General features: G+C 65.9%; 19 protein-coding genes. 12 read left to right on the top strand and 7 right to left on the bottom strand.

Annotated features, from left to right (window positions below):
- The first annotated feature begins 91 nt into the window (after window positions 1-91).
- Window positions 92-4993 (top strand): PAS domain S-box protein, encoded by a 4902-nt coding sequence (locus AC2YJX_RS16920; protein WP_487256715.1) that lies wholly within the window; start codon window positions 92-94, stop codon window positions 4991-4993.
- Between the two features lie 24 nt (window positions 4994-5017).
- Window positions 5018-6148, top strand: a complete 1131-nt coding sequence (locus AC2YJX_RS16915) for a response regulator (RefSeq protein WP_487256714.1) — start codon at window positions 5018-5020, stop codon at window positions 6146-6148.
- A 225-nt stretch (window positions 6149-6373) separates the two neighbouring features.
- On the opposite strand, the gene AC2YJX_RS16910 is transcribed toward AC2YJX_RS16915, so the two are convergent.
- Window positions 6374-7330 (bottom strand): inositol monophosphatase family protein, encoded by a 957-nt coding sequence (locus AC2YJX_RS16910; RefSeq protein ID WP_055400174.1) that lies wholly within the window; start codon window positions 7328-7330, stop codon window positions 6374-6376.
- A gap of 175 nt (window positions 7331-7505) precedes the next feature.
- On the opposite strand from AC2YJX_RS16910, the gene AC2YJX_RS16905 reads away from it, so the two are divergent.
- Both AC2YJX_RS16905 and cysE read left to right on the top strand, forming a co-directional pair.
- The gene (locus AC2YJX_RS16905; RefSeq protein ID WP_487256713.1) at window positions 7506-8309 is read left to right on the top strand and encodes an RNA methyltransferase; all 804 of its coding nucleotides are present in this window, start codon (window positions 7506-7508) and stop codon (window positions 8307-8309) included.
- A 42-nt stretch (window positions 8310-8351) separates the two neighbouring features.
- Window positions 8352-9131, top strand: coding sequence for a serine O-acetyltransferase (gene cysE / locus AC2YJX_RS16900; protein WP_055400178.1), 780 nt, complete (start codon window positions 8352-8354; stop codon window positions 9129-9131).
- A gap of 105 nt (window positions 9132-9236) precedes the next feature.
- On the opposite strand, the gene mog is transcribed toward cysE, so the two are convergent.
- Window positions 9237-9845 carry a molybdopterin adenylyltransferase gene (gene mog / locus AC2YJX_RS16895; protein WP_487256712.1) on the bottom strand — a complete coding sequence of 203 codons (609 nt, stop codon included), beginning with the start codon at window positions 9843-9845 and terminating at the stop codon, window positions 9237-9239.
- The gene (yjgA, locus tag AC2YJX_RS16890) at window positions 9838-10509 is read right to left on the bottom strand and encodes a ribosome biogenesis factor YjgA (protein ID WP_055400276.1); all 672 of its coding nucleotides are present in this window, start codon (window positions 10507-10509) and stop codon (window positions 9838-9840) included. Before yjgA ends, mog begins: the two co-directional genes overlap by 8 nt.
- A 64-nt stretch (window positions 10510-10573) precedes the next feature.
- Here yjgA and pmbA point away from each other — a divergent pair, with 64 nt between their 5' ends.
- A complete protein-coding gene (gene pmbA / locus AC2YJX_RS16885) occupies window positions 10574-12016 on the top strand; it encodes a metalloprotease PmbA (RefSeq protein ID WP_487256711.1) in 1443 nt (480 codons plus the stop codon).
- A 99-nt stretch (window positions 12017-12115) separates the two neighbouring features.
- On the opposite strand, the gene AC2YJX_RS16880 is transcribed toward pmbA, so the two are convergent.
- Complete coding sequence (locus tag AC2YJX_RS16880; RefSeq protein WP_487256710.1) at window positions 12116-12784, bottom strand: TetR/AcrR family transcriptional regulator; 669 nt, start codon at window positions 12782-12784, stop codon at window positions 12116-12118.
- Window positions 12785-12878: 94 nt separating this feature from the next.
- Between AC2YJX_RS16880 and AC2YJX_RS16875 the strand changes: the two genes are divergently transcribed.
- The 4 genes from AC2YJX_RS16875 to AC2YJX_RS16860 all read left to right on the top strand — a co-directional run bounded on the left by AC2YJX_RS16875 (window position 12879) and on the right by AC2YJX_RS16860 (window position 15750).
- Window positions 12879-13901: a saccharopine dehydrogenase NADP-binding domain-containing protein gene (locus tag AC2YJX_RS16875; RefSeq protein WP_487256709.1), complete on the top strand. Its 1023-nt coding sequence runs from the start codon at window positions 12879-12881 to the stop codon at window positions 13899-13901.
- 148 nt (window positions 13902-14049) lie between these two features.
- A complete protein-coding gene (locus tag AC2YJX_RS16870; RefSeq protein ID WP_487256729.1) occupies window positions 14050-14526 on the top strand; it encodes a helix-turn-helix domain-containing protein in 477 nt (158 codons plus the stop codon).
- 287 nt (window positions 14527-14813) lie between these two features.
- The gene (locus AC2YJX_RS16865) at window positions 14814-15239 is read left to right on the top strand and encodes a VOC family protein (RefSeq protein ID WP_487256708.1); all 426 of its coding nucleotides are present in this window, start codon (window positions 14814-14816) and stop codon (window positions 15237-15239) included.
- A gap of 382 nt (window positions 15240-15621) precedes the next feature.
- The gene (locus tag AC2YJX_RS16860) at window positions 15622-15750 is read left to right on the top strand and encodes a hypothetical protein (protein ID WP_487256707.1); all 129 of its coding nucleotides are present in this window, start codon (window positions 15622-15624) and stop codon (window positions 15748-15750) included.
- Between the two features lie 22 nt (window positions 15751-15772).
- Here AC2YJX_RS16860 and AC2YJX_RS16855 read toward each other — a convergent pair whose 3' ends face one another.
- On the bottom strand, window positions 15773-16669 hold the full coding sequence (locus AC2YJX_RS16855) for a LysR family transcriptional regulator (protein WP_228900167.1): 897 nt from the start codon (window positions 16667-16669) through the stop codon (window positions 15773-15775).
- 71 nt (window positions 16670-16740) lie between these two features.
- Between AC2YJX_RS16855 and AC2YJX_RS16850 the strand changes: the two genes are divergently transcribed.
- Together AC2YJX_RS16850 and AC2YJX_RS16845 are read left to right on the top strand one after the other, a co-directional pair.
- Window positions 16741-16959 (top strand): hypothetical protein, encoded by a 219-nt coding sequence (locus tag AC2YJX_RS16850; RefSeq protein WP_487256706.1) that lies wholly within the window; start codon window positions 16741-16743, stop codon window positions 16957-16959.
- Window positions 16960-17113: 154 nt separating this feature from the next.
- Window positions 17114-17497 (top strand): VOC family protein, encoded by a 384-nt coding sequence (locus AC2YJX_RS16845; protein WP_487256705.1) that lies wholly within the window; start codon window positions 17114-17116, stop codon window positions 17495-17497.
- Window positions 17498-17587: 90 nt separating this feature from the next.
- Here AC2YJX_RS16845 and AC2YJX_RS16840 read toward each other — a convergent pair whose 3' ends face one another.
- On the bottom strand, window positions 17588-18688 hold the full coding sequence (locus tag AC2YJX_RS16840) for a tartrate dehydrogenase (RefSeq protein WP_487256704.1): 1101 nt from the start codon (window positions 18686-18688) through the stop codon (window positions 17588-17590).
- A gap of 124 nt (window positions 18689-18812) precedes the next feature.
- On the opposite strand from AC2YJX_RS16840, the gene AC2YJX_RS16835 reads away from it, so the two are divergent.
- Entirely contained in the window at window positions 18813-19751 is a 939-nt protein-coding gene (locus AC2YJX_RS16835; protein ID WP_487256703.1) for a LysR substrate-binding domain-containing protein, read from the top strand.
- Window positions 19752-19833: 82 nt separating this feature from the next.
- On the opposite strand, the gene AC2YJX_RS16830 is transcribed toward AC2YJX_RS16835, so the two are convergent.
- A complete protein-coding gene (locus AC2YJX_RS16830; RefSeq protein ID WP_055400197.1) occupies window positions 19834-20280 on the bottom strand; it encodes a GatB/YqeY domain-containing protein in 447 nt (148 codons plus the stop codon).
- Window positions 20281-20356 lie beyond the last annotated feature (76 nt).

The following is a 20356-nucleotide window of genomic DNA, read 5'->3' as shown; positions in this document are numbered from 1 at the left end:
GCCCGGGCCGGTGGGGGACATTGATGCCTTGCTGTATCCCGCTCGGTAAGAGCCGCTCGCTGGTTGGCCAGGGCTTGGACGGAGGTTCCGCGTGACGCGGGTCGGTGAGGGCGTGGGCGGATTTCTGGACAAGGTGCTGGACCGCAATGCCCCGGGCGTGCGCGGTCTGTTGCTGGTGGTGGCTGCGGCACTGGTGGGGGCCTGGCTGGTGGTGCTGGGGGCCATGCACTGGCAAGGCGCCCAACGAGCTGACGAGCGCGCCAAGCTGCTGCAGCAGACCGTGGACACGCTGCAGGCCCGGATCACGGGTGGCGGCATGCTGGGCGCGGTGTCGTTGCTGGGCCTGAGCGAGCCGCTGCTCAAGGCCATGGCCCTGGGGCAGCTGGCACCGGACGACCCTGAAGCCCTGGCGCGGCTGGGGGTGGCCCGGGGGCGGTTTCTGGTCAACGGCGTGTATGTCATGGCGGCCGATGGCACGGTGGTGGCGCACGAGACGCCGGGTGCCCGGTCCACCGGCATCAACCTGGCGTTTCGTCCGTATTTTCAGCAGGCCATCAAGGGCGCCATCAGCGTGTATGCCGCCATTGGCAGCAACTCGCAGGAGCGGGGCCTCTATTACGCCGCGCCGCTGTATGAAAACGACACGCCTTCCAGCTCCATCATCGGTGTGGTGATGTTCAAGGTAGGGTTCGAGTTGTTTGACGAGGTGCTCAAGAGCACCCAGTTGCCCACGGTGCTGTTGTCTCCGCAAGGCGTGGTGTTCGCATCGACGCGGCCCGAGTGGCTGTTTGCGGTGGCGCCGCCGCTCACGCAGGCGCGCATTGATTCGATCCGCGCTTCGCGCCAGTTTGGCAACCACTTCGACAAGGGCCTGGCTTCTTCCCTGCCCTTCGCGCCGGATGCGGGCGAGGTTGTCATCGACGGGGTGAACTACGCAGTGGAGCGCCGCCAGGTCGATTGGAGCGACCCCGGCGGCCAGTGGCAGCTGGCGATGCTGGATGACGTGAGCACCCTGATGACGGGGGCTGAGCGCCTGAAGGTGGGAGGGGCTGCCTTCGTGCTGCTGAGCCTGCTGGGGCTGCTGCTGCTGGAGCTGCTGCGCAGCCGGGCGCGGGTGAGCGCTGCGCTGGAGCGCTTCAGGGTATTGGGCGCTGCGCTGGGGAGCAGCCCGGTCTCGGTGGTCATCACCGATGGGGACGGGCGCATCGACTGGGTCAATCCGCAGTACGAGCGCAACTCCGGCTACACACTGCAAGAGGTGCGCGGCAAGAAGCCGTCGGTGGTGTCCAGTGGCCAGACCCCGGCGCAGACCTACCAGGAGATGTGGTCCACGCTGCTTTCGGGCCGCTCGTGGCAAGGGCAGTTTGTCAACCGCCGCAAGGACGGAAGCCTCTACCACGACGAGGCCACGCTCTCGCCCGTGTTTGACGAGCGTGGCAAGCGCATTGCCATCGTCGGCCTGCATGAAGACGCCTCGGGGCGTATCCAGGCACAGAAGGAGCTGGAGCGGCGTGAGCGTCTGCTCAACGAGCTGCTGGAGCAACAGACCGCCATCTTTGACAACGCGCCCCCCATTGCGCTGGTGGGGGACGGGAAGTTCCGGCAGTTCAATCCGGCGTTTGTGGAGCTGATGGGCAGCACGGCGTCCGAGCTGCTGGGGCTGGACGTCGGGGTGTTGCTGGGTGGGGAAGACCGCGCAAAGCAGTTCTACGGCCAGGTCGGCCCCGTGCTGAACGCCGGGGGCGCCGTGCGGCAGGTATCGACGCTGTTTCGCCTGGACGGCCACAGCTTTGAGGCACGCATGGCAGGACGCAGCGTGCAAATGGAGGGGTTCAAGAACGCCTCTCTCTGGGTGATCGAGGACGTCAGCGAGCAGCGCCGGGCCGAGATCGCCATGCAGCAGGCCAAAGACCGGCTGGAGCTGGCGCAGGAGGCCGGCAAGATCGGTGTGTTCGACATTGACCTGCTCACCTCCCAGGTGCTGTGGAGCGAGAAGCTGCTGGCGTTGCTCGGCCTGGCGCCGGGCACGGAGGTGCGCTCCCAGCGTGACTGGCAGGCGGTTCTGCACCCCGATGATCGCGCCCGCGCGGTGGCCGCCTTTTCGAGTGCCCTGGCGGGCGGCGGGACCCACCTTCGCGATTCCTGGCGCATCGTGCGGCCGGACGGTGAGGTGCGATGGTTCCTGTCGGCGGCCCGCATATTTCGCGATGGCGACGGGCGGGCGATGCGGGTGGTGGGCGTCAACGTGGATATCCACGAACAAAAGCTGCTGGAACAGCAGGTGGCCGAGCAGCTGGATTTCCAGCAGGCACTGATTGACGCCATCCCTGTGCCTCTGTTCTACAAGGGCGCGGACGGCCGGTACATCGGCTTTAACCGTGCCTACGAGCAGGCCTTTGGGGTGCAGCGCGAGGCACTGATCGGCAAGACCGTGCGGGACCTGGCGTTCCTGCCCGAGACCGAGCGCGAACGCTTCGATGCGGACGCGCAGGTGGCCCTGCACGGGGTCCAGTCGGTGCACAAGGAGGTGGACCTGCCGTATGCCGACGGAAAGGTGCACCACACGCTGTTCTGGCTGCACGGCTTCTCGCGGCCCGACGGCTCGCCGGGCGGGGCCATCGGGACCTTTGTCGACATCACCGACCGTCAGCGCGCTGAGCAGGACCTGCGCCGCGCCAAGGAGCTGGCCGAGGAGTCCACCGCACTCAAGTCCAACTTCCTGGCCAACATGAGCCACGAGATCCGCACGCCGATGAACGCGATCATCGGCATGTCGCACCTGGCGCTCAAGTCGGGCCTGACAGCGCGCCAGCACGACTACGTGAGCAAGATCCAGCAGGCCGGCCAGCACCTGCTGGGCGTGATCAACGACATCCTGGATTTTTCCAAGATCGAGGCGGGCAAGCTCATGGTGGAGAAGCAGCCCTTTGTGCTCGACCGCATGCTGGAGAGTGTGTCCGACGTGGTGGGCTACAAGGCTGGTGCCAAGGGGCTGGAGCTGGTTTGCGATGTAGCGGCCGACGTGCCACCCAACCTGGTGGGTGACTCGCTGCGCCTGGGCCAGATCCTCATCAACTTTGCCAACAACGCCATCAAGTTCACTGAAACGGGCGAGATCAGCATTGCCGTGCGGCTGCTGGAGGCAGAGGGCAACCGGGTGATGCTGCGGTTTGAAGTGCGTGACACCGGGATCGGACTTACGCCGGAACAGATGGGACGGCTGTTTCAGAGCTTCCAGCAGGCGGACACCTCCACCACGCGCCGCTATGGCGGCACTGGCCTGGGCCTGGCTATCTGCAAGAGCCTGGCGGAGCTGATGGGCGGCGAGGTGGGGGTGCAGAGCACCTATGGCCAGGGCTCCACGTTCTGGGTCACTGTGCCGCTCGAACGCGGTGCGCCCGCGCGCGTGCTGCTGCCGCCCCCGGACCTCCGGGGCCGGCGTGTGCTGGTGGTGGACGACAACCAGACGGCAGCCACCGTGCTGTCCGACATGCTGCTGGCCATGGGTTTTGAGGTGGAGGAGGCCCACTCCGGCTTGGAGGCGCTCGACCGGCTGCGCGAGTCCATGGCACGGCACCAGCCGTTTGGCCTGCTACTGCTGGACTGGCACATGCCGGGCATGGACGGCGTGGAGCTGGCGGGCCACATCCGGGGCCTGGGCATGGCGCAGGTGCCCAAGATGCTCATGGTCACCGCCTACGGCCGCGAGGACGTGATGCGTGCCGCCCGCGTTCAGGGCATCGACACGGTGCTGATCAAACCCGTCAACGCCTCGCTGCTGTTCGACACGCTGATGCAGCCGCTGGAACACTCCACCTACAGCCCGCGCCGCGCGGTCACCCCCGCGCCCGCTGCCGACGAGCTGCCGATGGAGATCCGGGGAGCGTCGGTGCTGCTGGTGGAGGACAACGAGCTCAACCAGATGGTGGCGGTCGAACTCTTGCTCGAAGCCGGTTTTGCCGTGGATGTTGCCGAGAACGGCCAGATCGCCCTCGACCGCATCGAGCGCAAGGCTTATGACGTGGTGCTGATGGACATGCAGATGCCTGTCATGGACGGCGAAACGGCCACGCGGCAATTGCGCAGCAATCCGCGCCATGCCCACCTGCCCATCGTGGCCATGACGGCCAACGCGATGGAGTCTGATCGCCAGCGCTGTTTTGCGGCCGGCATGAACGACCATGTGGCCAAACCCATCGAGCCTGCGGCGTTGTGGGCCGCCCTGAGCCGCTGGATTCGACCCCGGCCGGGGCTGGGCAAACCGCCTGTGGAGGGAGTGCCCCGTGCAGCAGGCGCTAGTGCAAGTTCCGGCTGGCGGGCTGACGGGATGGCGCCGGAGGGGGCCAACGCTGCGGCGGCAGCAGCTTTCCCCGCAGTTGCCGGGCTGGACACCAGCCTGGGTCTGCAGCGCGCCTTGGACAAGCCGGGCCTGTACGCCGAGATGCTGCGGCGATTTGTGCAAGGCCAGTCGTCGGTGATTGCGGACCTGGAGCAGGCCGTCGCCTGCGCAGACGTGGTGCTGGCCGAGCGGCTGGCCCACACCCTGCGCTCTGTCGCGGCCAACATTGGCGCGCAGGAGGTGTCGGCCCATGCACAAGCGCTGGAGCAGGCCTTGCGCAGTGGGGCGCATGCCGAAAAGACCGCAGGACTGACGGCCACCCTGGGCACTGCGTTGCAGCCCCTGCTGGCGGGATTGCAGGCGTGGATGCAGGGGCAGCAAACGGGGCGGCCGGAAGGCCTGGAAACCCCTGCTGGGGCCGCGCTGCAGGGAGTGGGCGCCACGGCGGTCCTGCAAAAGCTGCGCATGCTGCTGGAGCAGGACGACCCTGCAGCCCCCGAGTTTTTCCAACACAATGTCCAGGTGCTCCAACCCTTGCTGGCGAGCAGCTTCACGGTGGTCGAGATGCACACCCAGAATTTTGATTTTGAGCAAGCACTGTCGGCAATGGCCGCCGTGTCAGGCCCCGAACACCCTGCCGTTCACACCCCTTGAGCGGCACAACACCCAGGAACTTCCATGGACAACGCGCCCTTTGCCTCCTCGCAGGCCGCTCTTGTGGACAACCCGATCGCCACGGTGCTGGTGGTGGACGACACGCCGGACAATCTCACCCTCATGGGCAGCCTGCTGCGCGAACATTTCCTGGTGAAGGTGGCCAACCACGGCGAGAAGGCCCTGAAGATCGCGCAGTCCGACACCCCTCCCGACCTGATCCTTCTCGACATCATGATGCCCGAGATGGATGGTTATGAGGTGTGTCGGCGCCTGAAGGCTGCGGCGGCGACGCGCGACATCCCGGTGATCTTTCTCACGGCGCGTTCCGACACCGACGACGAGCGCGCGGGCCTGGCCCTGGGGGCCGTGGACTACATCACCAAGCCCATCAGTCCGCCCATCCTGCTGGCGCGGGTCAACACCCATCTGGCGCTCAAGGCCACGGCGGATTTCCTGCGCGACAAAAGCTCCTATCTGGAGCGCGAAGTGGCCATGCGCACGCTGGAGGTGCAGGCCATCCAGGACGTGACCATCATGGCCATGACATCGCTGGCCGAGACCCGCGACAACGAAACCGGCAACCACATTCGCCGCACCCAGCTGTATGTGAAGACGCTGGCCGAGCGGCTGCGCCACCACCCGCGTTTCGAGCCGGTGCTCAACGACCGCATGATCGAGCTGCTGTACAAGTCCGCTCCGTTGCACGACATCGGCAAGATCGGCATCCCCGACAGCATCTTGCTGAAACCCGGCAAGCTCACGGTGGAAGAGTTCGAGATCATGAAAACCCACACCACCCTGGGCCGCAACGCCATCGACGAAGCCGAGCGGCGCCTGGGCATGCGCGTGGCGTTCTTGAGCGTGTCCAAGGAGATCGCCTACAGCCACCAGGAGAAGTGGGATGGCTCAGGCTACCCGCAGGGCCTGGCGGGCGATGCCATCCCGGTGTCGGCGCGCCTCATGGCCGTGGCCGATGTGTACGACGCACTCATCAGCAAGCGCGTCTACAAGCCCGCGTTTTCACACGACCAGGCCTGCAACACCATCGTTCGCGGCAAGGGCACGCACTTTGACCCCGACATGGTGGATGCGTTTGTGGACATTGCGGAAGACTTCCGCAGCATTGCCCAGAAATACCCGGACCCTGGATAAAGGACAACCCCCTGAGCGACTTCGTCGCTTCCCCCTTCTCCCGAATTGCTGCGCAATTCGGGAAGGGGGACGCAACCAGTGCACGCAAGTGAAACGCCGCACATTCGGCTTGGCGGCCCTTGCACGGCTGCACTGGTGTGCGTCTTGCCCGCTGCGTAGTCCAGTTACGAGACCTCAGCAGTGGTCATCGTGCGCTGTCTTCACTGCTGGCGGCGGTAGTTGAGATCAGAACGGCGCGTCTTCGCTCTTGGGGGCGTCGGCCTGTGGGGCGGCACCCGTGGTGTCGGACTCCACTTCGGCTGCAGCCTCGGCTTCAGCGCTGACGGGTGCATCTGTCGCAGCCGCCTGGCGCACAGCCGCCTTGTCGCCAGCGCTCGCAAACTTGCTGTATTTGCCCAGAATAGGCACCAGCTGGCCGTAGATGCGGGGGCTGCCGGCCAGGCACTCGCGCTGCTCCAGAAAGTCCGCTTCGCCCGTGAAGTTGCCCACCAGGCCACCGGCCTCGGTCACCAGCAGCGAGCCCGCAGCCACGTCCCAGATCGACAGGCCTGTTTCAAAGAAACCATCGGTGAAGCCCGCAGCCACATAGGCCAGGTCCAGCGCGGCGGCGCCGGGGCGGCGCAGGCCGGCGGTACGCTGCATCACGTCGGCCATCATGTTCAGGTAGCTCTTGAAGTTGTCGCCCGGGCGGAAGGGGAAGCCGGTGGAGATCAGGCAGTCCTTGAGCTGGGTGCGCTTGCTTACACGAATGCGGCGCTCGTTCAGGTAGGCGCCACGGCCCTTGGTGGCGGTGAACAGGTCGTTGCGCGAGGGGTCATAGATGACGGCCTGCTCGACCTTGCCGCGCACAGCCAGCGCGATGCTGATGCAGTACACGGGAAAGCCGTGGATGAAGTTGGTGGTGCCGTCCAGCGGGTCGATGATCCAGACAAATTCCGAATCCTTGGCGCCGTATTCGCTGCCCGACTCTTCGGCCAGGATGCCGTGGCCGGGGTAGGCCGTCAGCAGCGTCTCGATGATGATTTTTTCGGACGCGTGGTCCACTTCGGTCACAAAGTCGTTGATCTGCTTTTGCGAGATCCGCACCGATTCCACGTCAAGGGCCGCGCGGTTGATGATGGCGCCGGCGGCGCGGGCGGCCTTGATGGCCACGTTAAGCATGGGGTGCAGGTTGGACGACATAAATTGTGGTGGTGAGCAGGGCGCCGTGCGTCAACAATGAAGCGAGGCAGCCTGCGAATCAGGAGCGGTGCGATCCGACCCGGCGATGCGGGCGGCGACAATGAGGGCAGGATTTTACCCGCAGAGCCTCTTTTTCGCCTAACCGCTTGCCTTTTCCCTTGTCCTGCACCTGCCCATGAAGACCCGTTTTGTCCTGATCAACACCAGCCACGCCGGCAATGTGGGCGCTGCCGCCCGCGCCATGAAAACCATGGGTTTTGATGACCTGGTGCTGGTGGCCCCGCGCTGGGCCAACGTGCTGCGGCGCGAGGAAACCATCCAGCGTGCCAGTGGCGCGCTCGACGTGCTGGAGAACGCCCGCATCGTGGCAACGCTCGATGAGGCGCTGGACGGCATGAGCCACCTGTGCGCCACGGCGATGACCCCGCGCGACTTCGGGCCGCCCACGGCTGCGCCGCGTGCCCATTTCGAGTTGCTATTAAAACAAGAGCTGTTAGCGCTTGGTGGAAAAGCGCTAGAGGTCAAAAACACCTCAAATCCAGAAGATCCATCGGCTGCGGCAGCCGGCCAGGCCGGTGTCGCCTTCCTGTTTGGCTCCGAGCGTTTTGGCATGACCAACGAGGATGTTTACCGCTGCCATGTGGCACTGTCGATTCCCACCAACCCCGGCTTTGGCTCGCTCAACCTGGGCGCCGCCATCCAGGTGATTGCCTACGAATGGCGCATGGCGCTGGGCGGGTTCCCGGTGCTGGATGCCACACCACAGCGCGCCCTGGCCGACGCCGCGCAGGTAGCGGGCATGCTGGGCCACTGGGAGCAGGCGCTCACCACCATCGGCTTTCTGGACCCCGCCGCACCCAAGAAGCTCATGCCCCGCCTTAACCAGCTTTTCAATCGCGCGCAGCTGAGCCCTGAAGAAATCCACATCTTGAGAGGTGTCGCCAAAGCCATGATCGAGGCCGCTGAGGCGAAACGCTAGACTGTGCGGCCATAAACACATAACCAAAAGAAACGAGCCACGATGTTCGCCCGCCTGCGCTCCGATATCCAGTGCATCCTCGACCGCGATCCTGCCGCGCGCAGCACGTGGGAGGTGATCACCTGTTATCCGGGCCTGCACGCGATCTGGCTGCATCGCCCCGCGCACTGGTGCTGGCACCACGGCCTGAAATGGCTCGGTCGCTTTATTTCGCATTTTGCGCGCTGGTTCACGGGCATCGAGATTCACCCCGGCGCGAAGATTGGAGAGCGCGTGTTCTTCGACCATGCGATGGGCGTGGTCGTGGGCGAGACGGCCGAGATCGGCGACGGCTGCACCATCTACCAGGGCGTCACGCTGGGCGGTACCTCGCTGTACAAAGGTGCCAAGCGCCATCCCACGTTGGGCAAGGACGTGGTGGTGAGTGCGGGCGCCAAGGTGCTCGGCGGCTTTGAAGTGGGTGACGGCGCGAAGATCGGCAGCAATGCCGTGGTCATCAAGCCGGTGCCTGCGGGCGCCACGGCGGTGGGCATTCCGGCCCGGATCATCCCGTCCAAAGCTGGCGAAAGCGCGGACGTGACCGAGCCGCAGCAGGCGCGCAAGTTCACGGCCTATGGCATCACGCAGGAGGACGATCCGCTCTCGCAGGCCATGCGCGGGTTGATCGACAACGCCTCGTCGCAGGAGCACCAGATCGCGCTGCTGTGGCAGGCCATCGAGAAGCTGTCCACCAACCCGCAGAACAAGGACTGCGTGCCGTGTGATGCTGCGCTCAAGGAGCAGTTCGAGGCGGGCAAGCTGAACGAACTGGTGGGCAAGTAGCGGCGTGCCTGCGCTGCCCTGTTTTATTTTTTGCTATGAAAAATATAGCTTCTTGCGCTTATCGGGTAAGCGCTAGCGGCTATATTTGCTTCAAATTCTGAAGTATCAAGCTGGGCGAGTTGCCCGCACAGCGCTCTTGGGGCGGAACGCTTTGCAGACCTCGTCCCGCGTTTCCAGATACGGCCCGCCAATCAGGTCCACGCAGTAGGGTACGGCCGCAAAGATGCCCGGCACGAGTTGCTTGCCGTCGGCCTCCTTCAGGCCTTCCAGCGTCTCGGCAATCGCCTTGGGCTGGCCGGGCAGGTTGATGATGAGGCTCTGGTCGCGCACCACGGCCACCTGGCGCGAGAGGATGGCGGTGGGCACGAACTTCAGGCTGATCTGGCGCATCTGCTCGCCAAAGCCCGGCATCTCCTTGTGCGCCACGGCCAGCGTGGCCTCGGGCGTCACGTCGCGCAAGGCAGGGCCCGTGCCGCCGGTGGTCAGCACCAGGCAACAGCCTGCGTTGACCAGTTCGATCAGCGCCGCGCTGATGCCTTCCTGCTCGTCGGGGATCAGGCGCGATTCGAAGGTGATGGGGTTGTGCAGTGCGCGCGTGAGCCAGTCCTGCAGCGCGGGCAGGCCCTTGTCTTCATAGACACCGCTGCTGGCGCGGTCGCTGATGGAGACGATGCCGATCTTCACCGGGTCGTGCAGGGCGGAAGGCTCACTCATCGCCGTGGTCCTCATCGATATCGCTGGCGTCGTCTGCACCCGTGCCGCCCAGGTGCTCGCGCACCAGCTGGAACAGCTCGCGGTAGGCGCGGCCCTTGCGGGGCGCCAGGCCTTGCGAGACCTGGACATTGGCCTCCTTGCCCGCAGGCTGCGCGTCCTTGCGGGCCTGGCGGATCAGGGCGCGCAACTGCTGCGTATCGGTGGTGGGGTGCTCGGCCATCCAGGGGGCCAGCGCGTCATCGTCGGCAATCAGGCGGTCGCGCCAGTGTTCGGCCAGGTGCAGCTGCATCTTTTCGGTGGCCGAGCCCTTGTGCTGCTCTTCCAGCGCCTGGCGGGCGGCCTGCACCAGCTCGGGTTCGAGCTTGCGCATGATCTTGCCCACGTACTGCATCTGGCGGCGCTTGCCTTCGAAGTTGGTGATGCGCTTGGCCTCGGCCAGCGCGTCCACCAGCTTGTCGGGCAGACCCACCGCCTCGAACAGGTCGGCGCGCAAGCTCAAAAGCTCTTTGCCCAGCTCCTGCAGTTCGTCGCTTTCGCGCTTGAGATCGGTGCGGCTGGCATCGGGCGTGCCTTTGAGTTCGGCCTTGAGCTGAATGTCCATTTCGCTGCCTTCGGCAACGAACTGGCCTCGCACAAAGTAGCCTTTTTTGGGTTTGCGTGACATGGGTGGGGGCAAAAAGAGAAGCGGCGCAGAGCGCGCCACAGCGGCAAGTATCATAGCTGCCGCTATGAATAAACCCTCCACCCGCGCCGCGCGCGCCCAAAGCGCGGCTGCCGCAGCGCCCGCGCCTGCCACCTCCCGCACCCCTGACAACGGCTTCAGCTACAGCCGCGCGTTCTTTGAAGACCTGGTGGACCGCGCCCTGGCCCATGCCAAAAAGCTCGGCGCCACCGACGCAGGCGCCGAGGCGTCCGAGGGCTGCGGCCTGTCGGTCAGCGTGCGCAAGGGCGAGCTGGAGAACGTGGAGCGCAACCGCGATAAATCCCTGGGCGTGACGGTGTACCTTGGCAAACGCCGTGGCAACGCCAGCACGTCCGATTTCTCGAACAAGGCCATCGAGCAGACGGTGCAGGCAGCCTACGATATCGCCCGTTTCACGGCCGAAGATCCCATGGCGGGCCTGCCGGACGCCGATGACATCGCCCCGGCCGACACGCACCGTGACCTGGACCTGTTCCACCCCTGGGCCATGACCAGCGAAGAGGCCGCTGAAATCGCCAAGGCCTGCGAGGCCGCCGCGCTCAAGACGCACCGCCGCATCACCAACAGCGAAGGCGCGGGCGTGTCGGCCCAGCAAAGCCATTTCTTCAGCGCCCACACACGCGGCTTTCGCGGCGGCTATGCCAGTTCGCGCCACAGCTTCTCCGTCGCACCCATCGCCTCGCTGCCCGGCCGCAACGCCGAGATGCAGCGCGATGCCTGGTACAGCTCCATGCGCGACGCCACCGAACTGGCATCGCCCGAGGCCGTGGGCCGCTACGCCGCGCAGCGCGCGTTGAGCCGCCTGGGCAGCCGCAAGATCCCCACCACGCAATGCCCGGTGTTGTTCGAATCCACCCTGGCCGCCGGCCTGCTGGGCGGCTTTGTGCAGGCCGTCAGCGGCGGCTCGCTGTACCGCAAGAGCACTTTCCTGCTCGACTCGCTGGGCAAGATGGTCTTTCCCAAACACATCGACATCCTGGAAGACCCCTTCATCCTGCGCGGCAAGGGCAGCTCGCCGTTCGACGAAGAAGGCGTGCGCGTGGCGCCGCGCAAGGTGGTCAAAGGAGGGCGCGTCGAGGGCTACTTCCTGTCCAGCTACTCGGCCCGCAAACTGGGCATGAAGACCACGGGCAATGCGGGTGGCTCGCACAACCTGGTGATGACCTCGCGCCTCACGCAAGCCAGCGACAACCTCGACGCCATGCTGCAAAAGCTGGGCACCGGCCTCTTTGTGGTGGAGCTGATGGGCCAGGGCGTGAACTACGTGACCGGCGACTATTCGCGCGGCGCGAGCGGCTTCTGGGTGGAGAACGGCAAGATCGCCTACCCGGTGCACGAGATCACCATCGCGGGCAACCTCAAAGACATGCTCAAGGGCATCGAGGCCGTGGGCGCCGATGCCTACAACTACGGGGCCAAGACCGTGGGTTCCATCCTGGTGAACCGCATGAAGGTGGCTGGGAGCTAATGCCTGGTTCGCCGTGCAGCCGCCGCAAAGGGCCGCGCTGATGCAAAAAAGGCCCTCGTGAAGAACGAGGGCCTTTTTGTTTTTTGAGCAGCTGTTGCGCTACGTGTCGCCTGCCCGCGCACCCGCCAGCAGGGCCTGCACCGCTGCTTGCAGCACGGGTGTCGCCTCCTCGCCGCTGAGCAGGCCTGAACTCACAAATGCTCCATTGATGAGCACAGCCAGCTGGGCCGCCAGGGCATCGGGCTGGGGCACGCCCAGCCGCTGGGCAATGCCGTGCAGGCGGCTGCGCAGCGTCACCATGTGCTGCTGGGCCACGCGGCGGGCAGGGTGGTCCTGCTCGGCAAATTCGGCCGCCACGTTGATCTGCGGGCAGCCCCGGTAGTTGGACCGGCCCAGCCGCTCGCCGATCCACTGCATGTGGGCCTGCAGCTCGGCGGCCGGGTCGTCGACATGTTGCGCCGCCACCGCATCCCACAGGCCCCAGAAGTCCACGTCTTCACGCTCCAGAAACGCCACGATGAGGTCGTCCTTAGTGGGGAAGTAGCGGTACAGGCTGGTCTTGGCTACGGCGGCTTCGGCCACCACCAGGTCCACCCCCACGGCACGCACGCCGCGTTGGTAGAACAGGCTCGACGCCGTGTCGAGGATGCGCTCGCGCACGTCCTGCACGGGCTCGCTGGAGGCCGTCGCAGCGCGCCGTGACGCAGGCTTGGGGCGGGCGCCGGGCGCGGTTGCCGGGAGGGGATGGGAAAAAGAATGTGCAGCCATGCTTGACATGATACAGACCTGTCTGTAATCTTCAAAAAACAGACAGGTCTGTATCGTCAATTTTCCCTTCCACTTCTTTCCCGAAAGGTTCTCCATGACATCCTCAGTTCCTTCCATCTCGGTGTACGGTGCCAGCGGCCATACCGGTCAGTTTGTGGTGCAGGAGGCCTTGCGCCGGGGCCTGCGCGTGGTGGCTGTGGGGCGCAATGCCGCCCGGCTGGCTGCGCTGTTTCCCTCGGGGGTGGAGTGCCGCGTGGCGGCGCTGGACGACCCAGCGGCGCTGGTGCAGGCCTTTGCCGGTTGTGGCGTGGTCATCCATTGCGCGGGGCCCTTCATGGACACGGCCGCCCCGGTGGCGCAGGCCGCGCTGCAGGCGGGCGCCCACTACATCGATGTGACCGCCGAGCAGCCCAGCGCCCAGGCCACGTTTGCCGATCTGCAGGCGCCCGCCGTGACTGCCGGGCGCGTTGTGGTGCCCGCTGCCGGTTTCTACGGTGGCTTGGCCGACCTGCTGGCCAGCGCGCTCGCCGCTCCCGGCCCCATCGACGAGATCACCGTGGCCATGGGGCTGGACCGCTGGTGGCCCACCGAAGGCACGCGCCTGACGGGCGAGCGCAACAAGGCGCAGCGCCAAGTGGTGCAGGGCGGGCGCCTGGTGCCCCTGGTGCCCTCGGTCGATGTGCCGGACTGGACCTTTGCCGCGCCCCTGGCGACCTATGCCATGGTCGAGCTGCCATTCAGCGAGACCATCACCCTGGCCCACCACCTGCAGGCCGAAACCATCCGCTCCCTCATCAACCGCTCGGCCCTGGCCGACATCCGCGATGCCAGCACCCCGCCGCCCACGGCCGTGGATGGCAGCGGCCGGTCGGCCCAGCGTTTTGAACTGGTGGTGCGGCTGGTGCAAAACGGCGTGGCGCGAACGGCCGGTGTGCGCGGCCAGGACATCTATGCGGTCACGGCCCCCCTCGTACTGGAGGCCGCGCAGCGCCTGATGGCCCCGGCGTACCAGCGCAGCGGTGCGCTGGCCTTGGGCGAGGCGGTGGACCCGGCAGACACGCTGCAGGCGCTGAACGGCCAGGCGCTTGAAGTCTTTGGCGATGTGCAGGTAGCCTGAAAAGCGACCCCGAGTGCGGGTGCCAGCGGCAGTCCCTGCCCGGGAAAATCGGGCGGGTCACCAGAATCCAAGGCGATATGCTTCGCGCATGCCCTTTGAGCGCCCGCACCCATTGCCCTCTAGCGAGCCTGCCGCGCCGTCGGAACAGATGTCGGGTGCGGCTATTGCGCCGCAGGACCCGGCCCTGTTGCGCCGTTTGCTGCGCGCCAAGGACCGCATGGACGCCGCGTCGCACGAGGCCTGGCCCGTGCAGCGGCTGGCCGAGGTCAGCGGCGTTTCGGAGGCGCACTTCGCCCGCTCGTTCCGGCAGGCGTTCGGCATTCCGCCTCACCGCTACCTGCTGACCCGCCGCATCGAGCAGGCCACCACGCTGCTGCGTGATACAGACTTGCCCGTCACCGAGATCGCCTTTGCCACCGGCTGGGAGAGCCTGGGCACCTTCGGGCGCATCTTTCGCGACATCACGGGGATGAGCCCCAGTGGGGTGCGCAGGGAGGCCCAGGCAAATGCCACGCCACTGGACCGGGTGCCCGCCTGTGTCTTGAAGGCCGCGCAACGCCCCGACCTCACCACAGCAGTTTTGGAGAAGCGCCGCCGCCTGGCGGAAGGTACAAATCGGTCCTAGAGCCTGTTCAAGGTCTTTTTGGAGTCGCACAAGTACCTTGCCGGGATGGGATGCAAGGCGCGGTGGGCAGCCAATAGCGCGGCTATTGGCAAGCGCCGCAACGCCGCAGGCAGCCCGGCAAGGCACTTGCCCGAAGGGTTGGAGTGAAATCGGGCGATTGGAAGCCCCGGCTGCTTGCATGGGCACGAGCCCATGCGGCGCATCCGAAGCATCCACTCCTCCCGATTGCACTCCAATGCGATCTCCAAAAAGACCTTGAACAGGCTCTTAGCAACCAAGGAGATCTGATGACGAAGAACCAAGGCGTTGGTGTGGTGGGGGTGTATGTGGACGACCAGGACGAAGCGCTGGCGTTCTGTGTGGGCAAGCTGGGGTTTCGTGTGCACACCGACGTGCGCAACGGCCCCTACCGCTGGCTGACAGTGCAGCATCCCGACCAGCCGGGCTTTCAGCTGGGGCTGTTCACACCCGGCCCGCCCATCCACGATGCCGCCACGGCGCAGACGTTGCGCGCCATGGTGGCCAAGGGCGCCATGCCGCCGCTGGTGTTGCATGTGGCAGATTGCCGCGCTGCGTATGCCCGGCTGCGCGACCAGGGTGTGGAGTTCACGCAGGAGCCCGTGGACCGGTACGGCAATGTGGATGCGGGTTTTCGGGACCCTGCGGGCAATGGCTGGAAGATGATCCAGCTCGCGGCCGGAGGTGCGCAATGAGCGCCGGTGTGGGCATTCGGCGGTTTCACCGCTGGGTGTCGATGGCGTTCACGCCAGGGCGTGCCACCCTTCAATTCCCCCACGCGCTGGCCGCGCAATGCGGATGGATGCGCGAAGGGGGGCGCAGCCCATAGTCATCTATGGGCAAGCCACGCGACAAAGCAGACGCCGCATTGCGCGGCCAGCCCGGAGGGAAAGCCAGCCAGGCCGCGCATTGCGTCGTTGCCCTTCGCTTGTGTAGCCAAGCTACACGGCACTCAGGGCGCCTAGCACTGCACGGCCTGGCTGGCTTTCGCGTGAGGGAATTGAAGGGTGACACGCCCTAGCAGTCATTGGCAATTTTGTGGTCCGTGCGCAGGGTGCAGGCAACCCGCCGGATTGGGTGACGTATGCACCCCTGCCGCCGCTGGCGCTGCTGCTGTTGACGGGGCTGTACCTGTTTGTACAGCCCTATTTGCGGCGGCCTGCGGCGCGGCGTGCCCCAGGCGCTCCGGTCTTGCCACCCGTGTGATGGCAGGCGGCAAGCCCAGCTGTTACTCCCCAAAGTCCGCAAATTCGGCCAGCAGTTGCAGCACGCCCTCCACGGCGGGCGAGGGCGGTGGCTGGTGGCGGTGCGCCACGGCCATGGGGCGCATGAGTGGGGGCTGGAGTGGGCGGATCTGCACATCGGGCGTGCCCTGCAGGTCCTCCACCTCCTCCATCGGCAGCAGCGCAGCGCACTGGCTGGCCACCGCCAGGCTCTTGAGCGCGCCGGGGTAGCTCAGCGCCAGAAAGGGGCGCGGGTGGTGGCCCGCCTGGCCGAACCAGTTCGCAATCAGCCCGTGCATTTGTGTGGCGGGTGCAAACGATGCCCAGCGGCGGGTGGCCAGCCAGTCAGGGGTTGCGAACGCGGGCGCCTCCCAGGCCGCAGGCAGCAGCGCCACCATGGGGTCGTTGCGCCAGGGGGTCTGGCGCACCTCGGCCAAAGGAGGTTGGGGGCTGGCGATGATGCCGATGTCCAGCGTGCCGGCCTTGAGCCGCTGCATCGAGTCGGCTGAGCCGATCGCCTCCAGCCGGATCTCCACACCGGGGCAGCGCGCCGCCAGCGCTTCCAGCATGCGCGGCAGCAGGCGCGTGCTCACGCCCGCCGACACGCCCACGCGCACGATGCCCTCGCGCCCCGAGGCGCGGCGGCGCACGCGCTCCATCAGGTCGTCGCAGGCAAGCAGCAGCTGGCGCCCCTCTTGCACCAGCACCTCGCCGGCGGGCGTCAGCTCGGCCTGCCGCCGACCCCGCACCACCAGGTCGGCCTGCAGGCGCGATTCCAGCTCCTTGATGTGCAGGCTGACGGTGGGCGGCGCCAGGTGCAGCGCCTGTGCGGCCGCTGCAAAGTTGCCCAGGTCGGCAATGGCGATCAGCGTCTGCAAGTGGTCCAGGTTGAAGTTACGCATCAGTTTTTATGAATTGAGTCTTCATTGAATTCAACTTTACAGATGGTACGTCAACCCCGAGCATCCGGGCCATGTTGCATCCCACCCGTCTGGACCCCGAAAGCACGACCCGCCACTCCCACGTCTGCCAGCCGCTGGGGGTTGTGCCACAGCACTTGGGCCGTGGGGGCCGCTGGCCCCGGCGGGTGCGGCGCCTGGGTGGGCGGTGGCTGCGGGCGCTGGGCGCCGCCCTGGCGCGGGCGGAAAAGCGCATCAGCGAGAACTTCAGGGTGCCGCCCCATGGGGGGTGATGGGAGCGGGCCTCCTCACTGCCTGCAATGCGTGCACTGTTCAGGCGGCGGAGATCGGCCTAGACTGCACCAACCGGTCATGCGGCCCGGACCGGGGCCTGGAGCACACCAGGGGCTGCAAGGCCCGGGGCCGGATTGAGCGAAAGGACCTGGTATGTTGTCCGATGCTTCCGTAACCACCATGCTGCCTGTGATGGACATGGACCGTGCCCGCGCCTTCTACGAGGGTTGCCTGGGGCTCAAGCCCGGCGGGTTCCGGCCCGATGGCAAGTTTGTCTATGCCGTGGGGGGCAGCACGCTGGCGCTGTTCCCCAAGCCGGAAGGCACCAAGGCCGACCACACGGCCATCAGTTTCCAGGTGGCCGACATAGCGGCCACCATCGAGGCGCTGAAACGCGCGAAGGTGGTCTTCGAGGACTACGACTTCCCGGGCCTCAAGACCGTCAATCACGTGTGTGTGCTGGGCGCCGAGAAGGCCGCGTGGTTCAAAGACACCGAGGGCAACTACCTCTGCCTGCACGAGGACATTGCCGCATAGCCCGTTGTTTCAAGCAAAAAAGGCCGTTTCCGCGCGGTGGGTGTGCTTTTTAAGCTATTGAAATAGAAGCATTAGGGTGATGACCATGGCTCAGTGCCCCGCCACCCGCGCGGCAATCGCCTCGCCCACCTGCGTGGTGCTGGCCGTGCCCCCCAGGTCCGGCGTGCGCGGGCCGCTCTTGATGACTTCTTCGATGGCCGCCACGATGGCATCGTGCGCCGCCCGTCCTGCACCCACGCCCTGGGTGAGGAAGTCCAGCATCAGCGCGCCCGACCAGATCATGGCGATCGGGTTGGCAATGTTCTTGCCATAGATGTCGGGTGCCGAGCCGTGCACGGGCTCGAACAGGCTGGGGAAGTTGCGTTCGGGGTTCAGGTTGGCCGAAGGCGCCAGGCCAATGGTGCCAGTGGTGGCCGGGCCCAAGTCACTGAGGATGTCGCCAAACAGGTTGGTGGCCGCCACCACGTCAAAGCGGCCCGGCTGCAGCACAAAGCGGGCGGTGAGGATGTCGATGTGCTGCTTGTCCAGCGTGACCTCGGGGTAGCCCTTGGCGACGTCGTCAGCGCGTTGGTCCCACCAGGGCATGCTGATGGCAATGCCGTTGCTTTTGGTGGCCAGGGTGACGTGCTTTTTGGCGCGGCTTTGGGCCAGCTCGAAGGCGAACTTCAAGAGGCGGTTCGCACCGTGGCGCGAGTAGACCGATTCCTGGATCACGATCTCGCGGTCGGTGCCTTCATACATGATGCCGCCGAGCGACGTGTATTCACCCTCGGTGTTCTCGCGCACCACGTAGTAGTCGATGTCGCCGGGCTTGCGGCCGGCCAGGGGGCAAGGCACGCCTTCAAACAGGCGCACGGGGCGCAGGTTGATGTACTGGTCGAACTCGCGGCGGAATTTCAGCAGCGATCCCCACAGCGACACATGGTCGGGCACGGTGGCGGGCCAGCCCACGGCACCGAAGAAGATGGCGTCCATGCCCGACAGTTGCGCCTTCCAGTCGTCGGGCATCATTTTTCCGTGGGCGGCGTAGTAGTCGCAGCTGGCCCATTCGAATTCGTGCAACTGCAGTTCAAAGCCAAAGCGGGCGGCGGCGGCCTGGATGGCGCGCAGGCCCTCGGGCATGACTTCTTTGCCGATGCCGTCTCCGGGCAGGACGGCGATGCGGTAGGTCTTGGTGGTGGGTGCGTTCATGGTGCGGGCAGGGGGGCAGGGTAGAGGGAAGCCGTAGGTGGGTGCGGTCGGTGTGTGCACTGCATTATTCCGAGCGCCATCAAAAACTACAATCCGCCAACTGTGGCTCCATCATTCACACATCGTGCATAAAAACCCAGCTGCCGACGATTTGCGCGTTTTCACGGCGGTGGTGCGCAAGTCCAACTTTGGCGCGGCTGCTGCCGAGCTCGGCACGTCGCCCGCCTACGTGAGCAAGCGCATCCGCCTGCTGGAGCAGGACCTGCAGGTCAAGCTGCTGCATCGCACCACCCGCCGGGTGGCGGTGACGGAGGAAGGCGAGCGCGTTTTCCACTGGGCGCAGCGCATCCTGGACGACATGGAGCAACTCATGCAGGAGGTGGCCATCACGCGCAGCGAGCCGCGCGGGCTGCTGCGCGTGAGCAGCAGCTTCGGCTTTGGGCGGCAGATCGTGGCGCCTGCGCTGTCGCGTCTGGTGGAGCAGCACCCGGGGCTGCAGGTGCGGCTGGAGGTATTTGACCGGCTGGTGGATGTGGCGGGCGAAGGGTTTGACCTGGACGTGCGCGTGGGCGACGAGATTGCGCCACACCTCATCGCGCGCCGTCTGGCCGACAACCACCGCGTGCTCTGCGCAGCGCCCGCCTACCTGCAGCGCAAGGGCGCTCCGCGCACGGTGGCGGACTTGGCTGCGCATGACTGCCTGGTGATCAAGGAGCGCGACCACCCGTTTGGCGTGTGGCGCCTGCGCAGCGGCGCGCAGGAAGAGTCGGTCAAGGTGCGCGGCCCGCTGTCGGCCAACAACGGCGAGATGGCCGTGCAGTGGGCGGTGGACGGGCGCGGGATTGTGCTGCGCTCGCTGTGGGATGTGGGGGGGCATCTGCAGGCGGGGCGCCTCGTACAGGTGCTGCCGCAGTGGCAGCAGGAGGCCAATGTGTGGGCTGTGTATCCCACGCGGCTGGAGCGCTCTGCCAAGGTGCGCGTGTGTGTGGAGTTTCTGCAGGAGCATTTCCGCTCCGGGTGGATGGCGCGGGATGCCGACGCGGGGGGAAGCACCCCGGTTTGAAGCAAAAATAGCTGCTACCGCCCGTCTGACAAGCGGTAGCAGCTATCAAAAAAATACTGACTGGGCGGTGGTGAGGGGGCGATCAACCTGCCAGCGCAGCCTTCACAGCGGCCGAAACCTGGCCCATGTCGGCCTTGCCTGCCAAGCGGGTCTTGACCACGCCCATCACCTTGCCCATGTCGCCAGGGCCTGATGCGCCGATTTCGGCCACGATGGCCTTCACGGCAGCCAGCGTTTCTTCGGCCGACATGCGCTCGGGCAGGTAGGCCTGCAGCACGGCCATCTCGGCCTTTTCCTTGTCCGCCAGGTCCTGGCGGCCAGCGCCTTCAAAAGCGGTGATGGAATCCTTGCGCTGCTTGATGAGCTTGTCCACGATGGCCACCACGGCGGCGTCGTCCAGCACGATGCGTTCGTCCACTTCCTTTTGCTTCATCGCGGCCTGTAGCAGGCGGATGGTGCCCAGGCGCTCACTGTCCTTGGCGCGCATGGCGGTTTTCATGTCTTCGGTGATCTGGTCCTTGAGGCTCATGGCGGCTTCCTTTTTTGGGTTTCAAACAGGGACAAGGGTTTGCCAAAAGGCTTTCTGGCTAGGCGTCAACGCCGCA

The organism is Acidovorax sp. SRI_002, assembly GCF_057586455.1.
The sequence above is the reverse complement of the archived record's forward strand: the minus strand, read 5'-3'. Positions and strand labels throughout refer to the sequence as shown.

Coding starts and splice junctions, on each gene's coding strand:
- AC2YJX_RS16870 (WP_487256729.1), top strand. CDS start 14,050: ATGTCGGGTGCGGCTATTGCGCCGCAGGACCCGGCCCTGTTGCGCCGT.
- AC2YJX_RS16905 (WP_487256713.1), top strand. CDS start 7,506: ATGAAGACCCGTTTTGTCCTGATCAACACCAGCCACGCCGGCAATGTG.
- AC2YJX_RS16915 (WP_487256714.1), top strand. CDS start 5,018: ATGGACAACGCGCCCTTTGCCTCCTCGCAGGCCGCTCTTGTGGACAAC.
- AC2YJX_RS16875 (WP_487256709.1), top strand. CDS start 12,879: ATGACATCCTCAGTTCCTTCCATCTCGGTGTACGGTGCCAGCGGCCAT.
- AC2YJX_RS16845 (WP_487256705.1), top strand. CDS start 17,114: ATGTTGTCCGATGCTTCCGTAACCACCATGCTGCCTGTGATGGACATG.
- AC2YJX_RS16840 (WP_487256704.1), bottom strand. CDS start 18,688: ATGAACGCACCCACCACCAAGACCTACCGCATCGCCGTCCTGCCCGGA.
- AC2YJX_RS16865 (WP_487256708.1), top strand. CDS start 14,814: ATGACGAAGAACCAAGGCGTTGGTGTGGTGGGGGTGTATGTGGACGAC.
- AC2YJX_RS16855 (WP_228900167.1), bottom strand. CDS start 16,669: ATGCGTAACTTCAACCTGGACCACTTGCAGACGCTGATCGCCATTGCC.
- mog (WP_487256712.1), bottom strand. CDS start 9,845: ATGAGTGAGCCTTCCGCCCTGCACGACCCGGTGAAGATCGGCATCGTC.
- yjgA (WP_055400276.1), bottom strand. CDS start 10,509: ATGTCACGCAAACCCAAAAAAGGCTACTTTGTGCGAGGCCAGTTCGTT.
- AC2YJX_RS16850 (WP_487256706.1), top strand. CDS start 16,741: ATGTTGCATCCCACCCGTCTGGACCCCGAAAGCACGACCCGCCACTCC.
- AC2YJX_RS16880 (WP_487256710.1), bottom strand. CDS start 12,784: ATGGCTGCACATTCTTTTTCCCATCCCCTCCCGGCAACCGCGCCCGGC.
- cysE (WP_055400178.1), top strand. CDS start 8,352: ATGTTCGCCCGCCTGCGCTCCGATATCCAGTGCATCCTCGACCGCGAT.
- pmbA (WP_487256711.1), top strand. CDS start 10,574: ATGAATAAACCCTCCACCCGCGCCGCGCGCGCCCAAAGCGCGGCTGCC.
- AC2YJX_RS16910 (WP_055400174.1), bottom strand. CDS start 7,330: ATGTCGTCCAACCTGCACCCCATGCTTAACGTGGCCATCAAGGCCGCC.
- AC2YJX_RS16830 (WP_055400197.1), bottom strand. CDS start 20,280: ATGAGCCTCAAGGACCAGATCACCGAAGACATGAAAACCGCCATGCGC.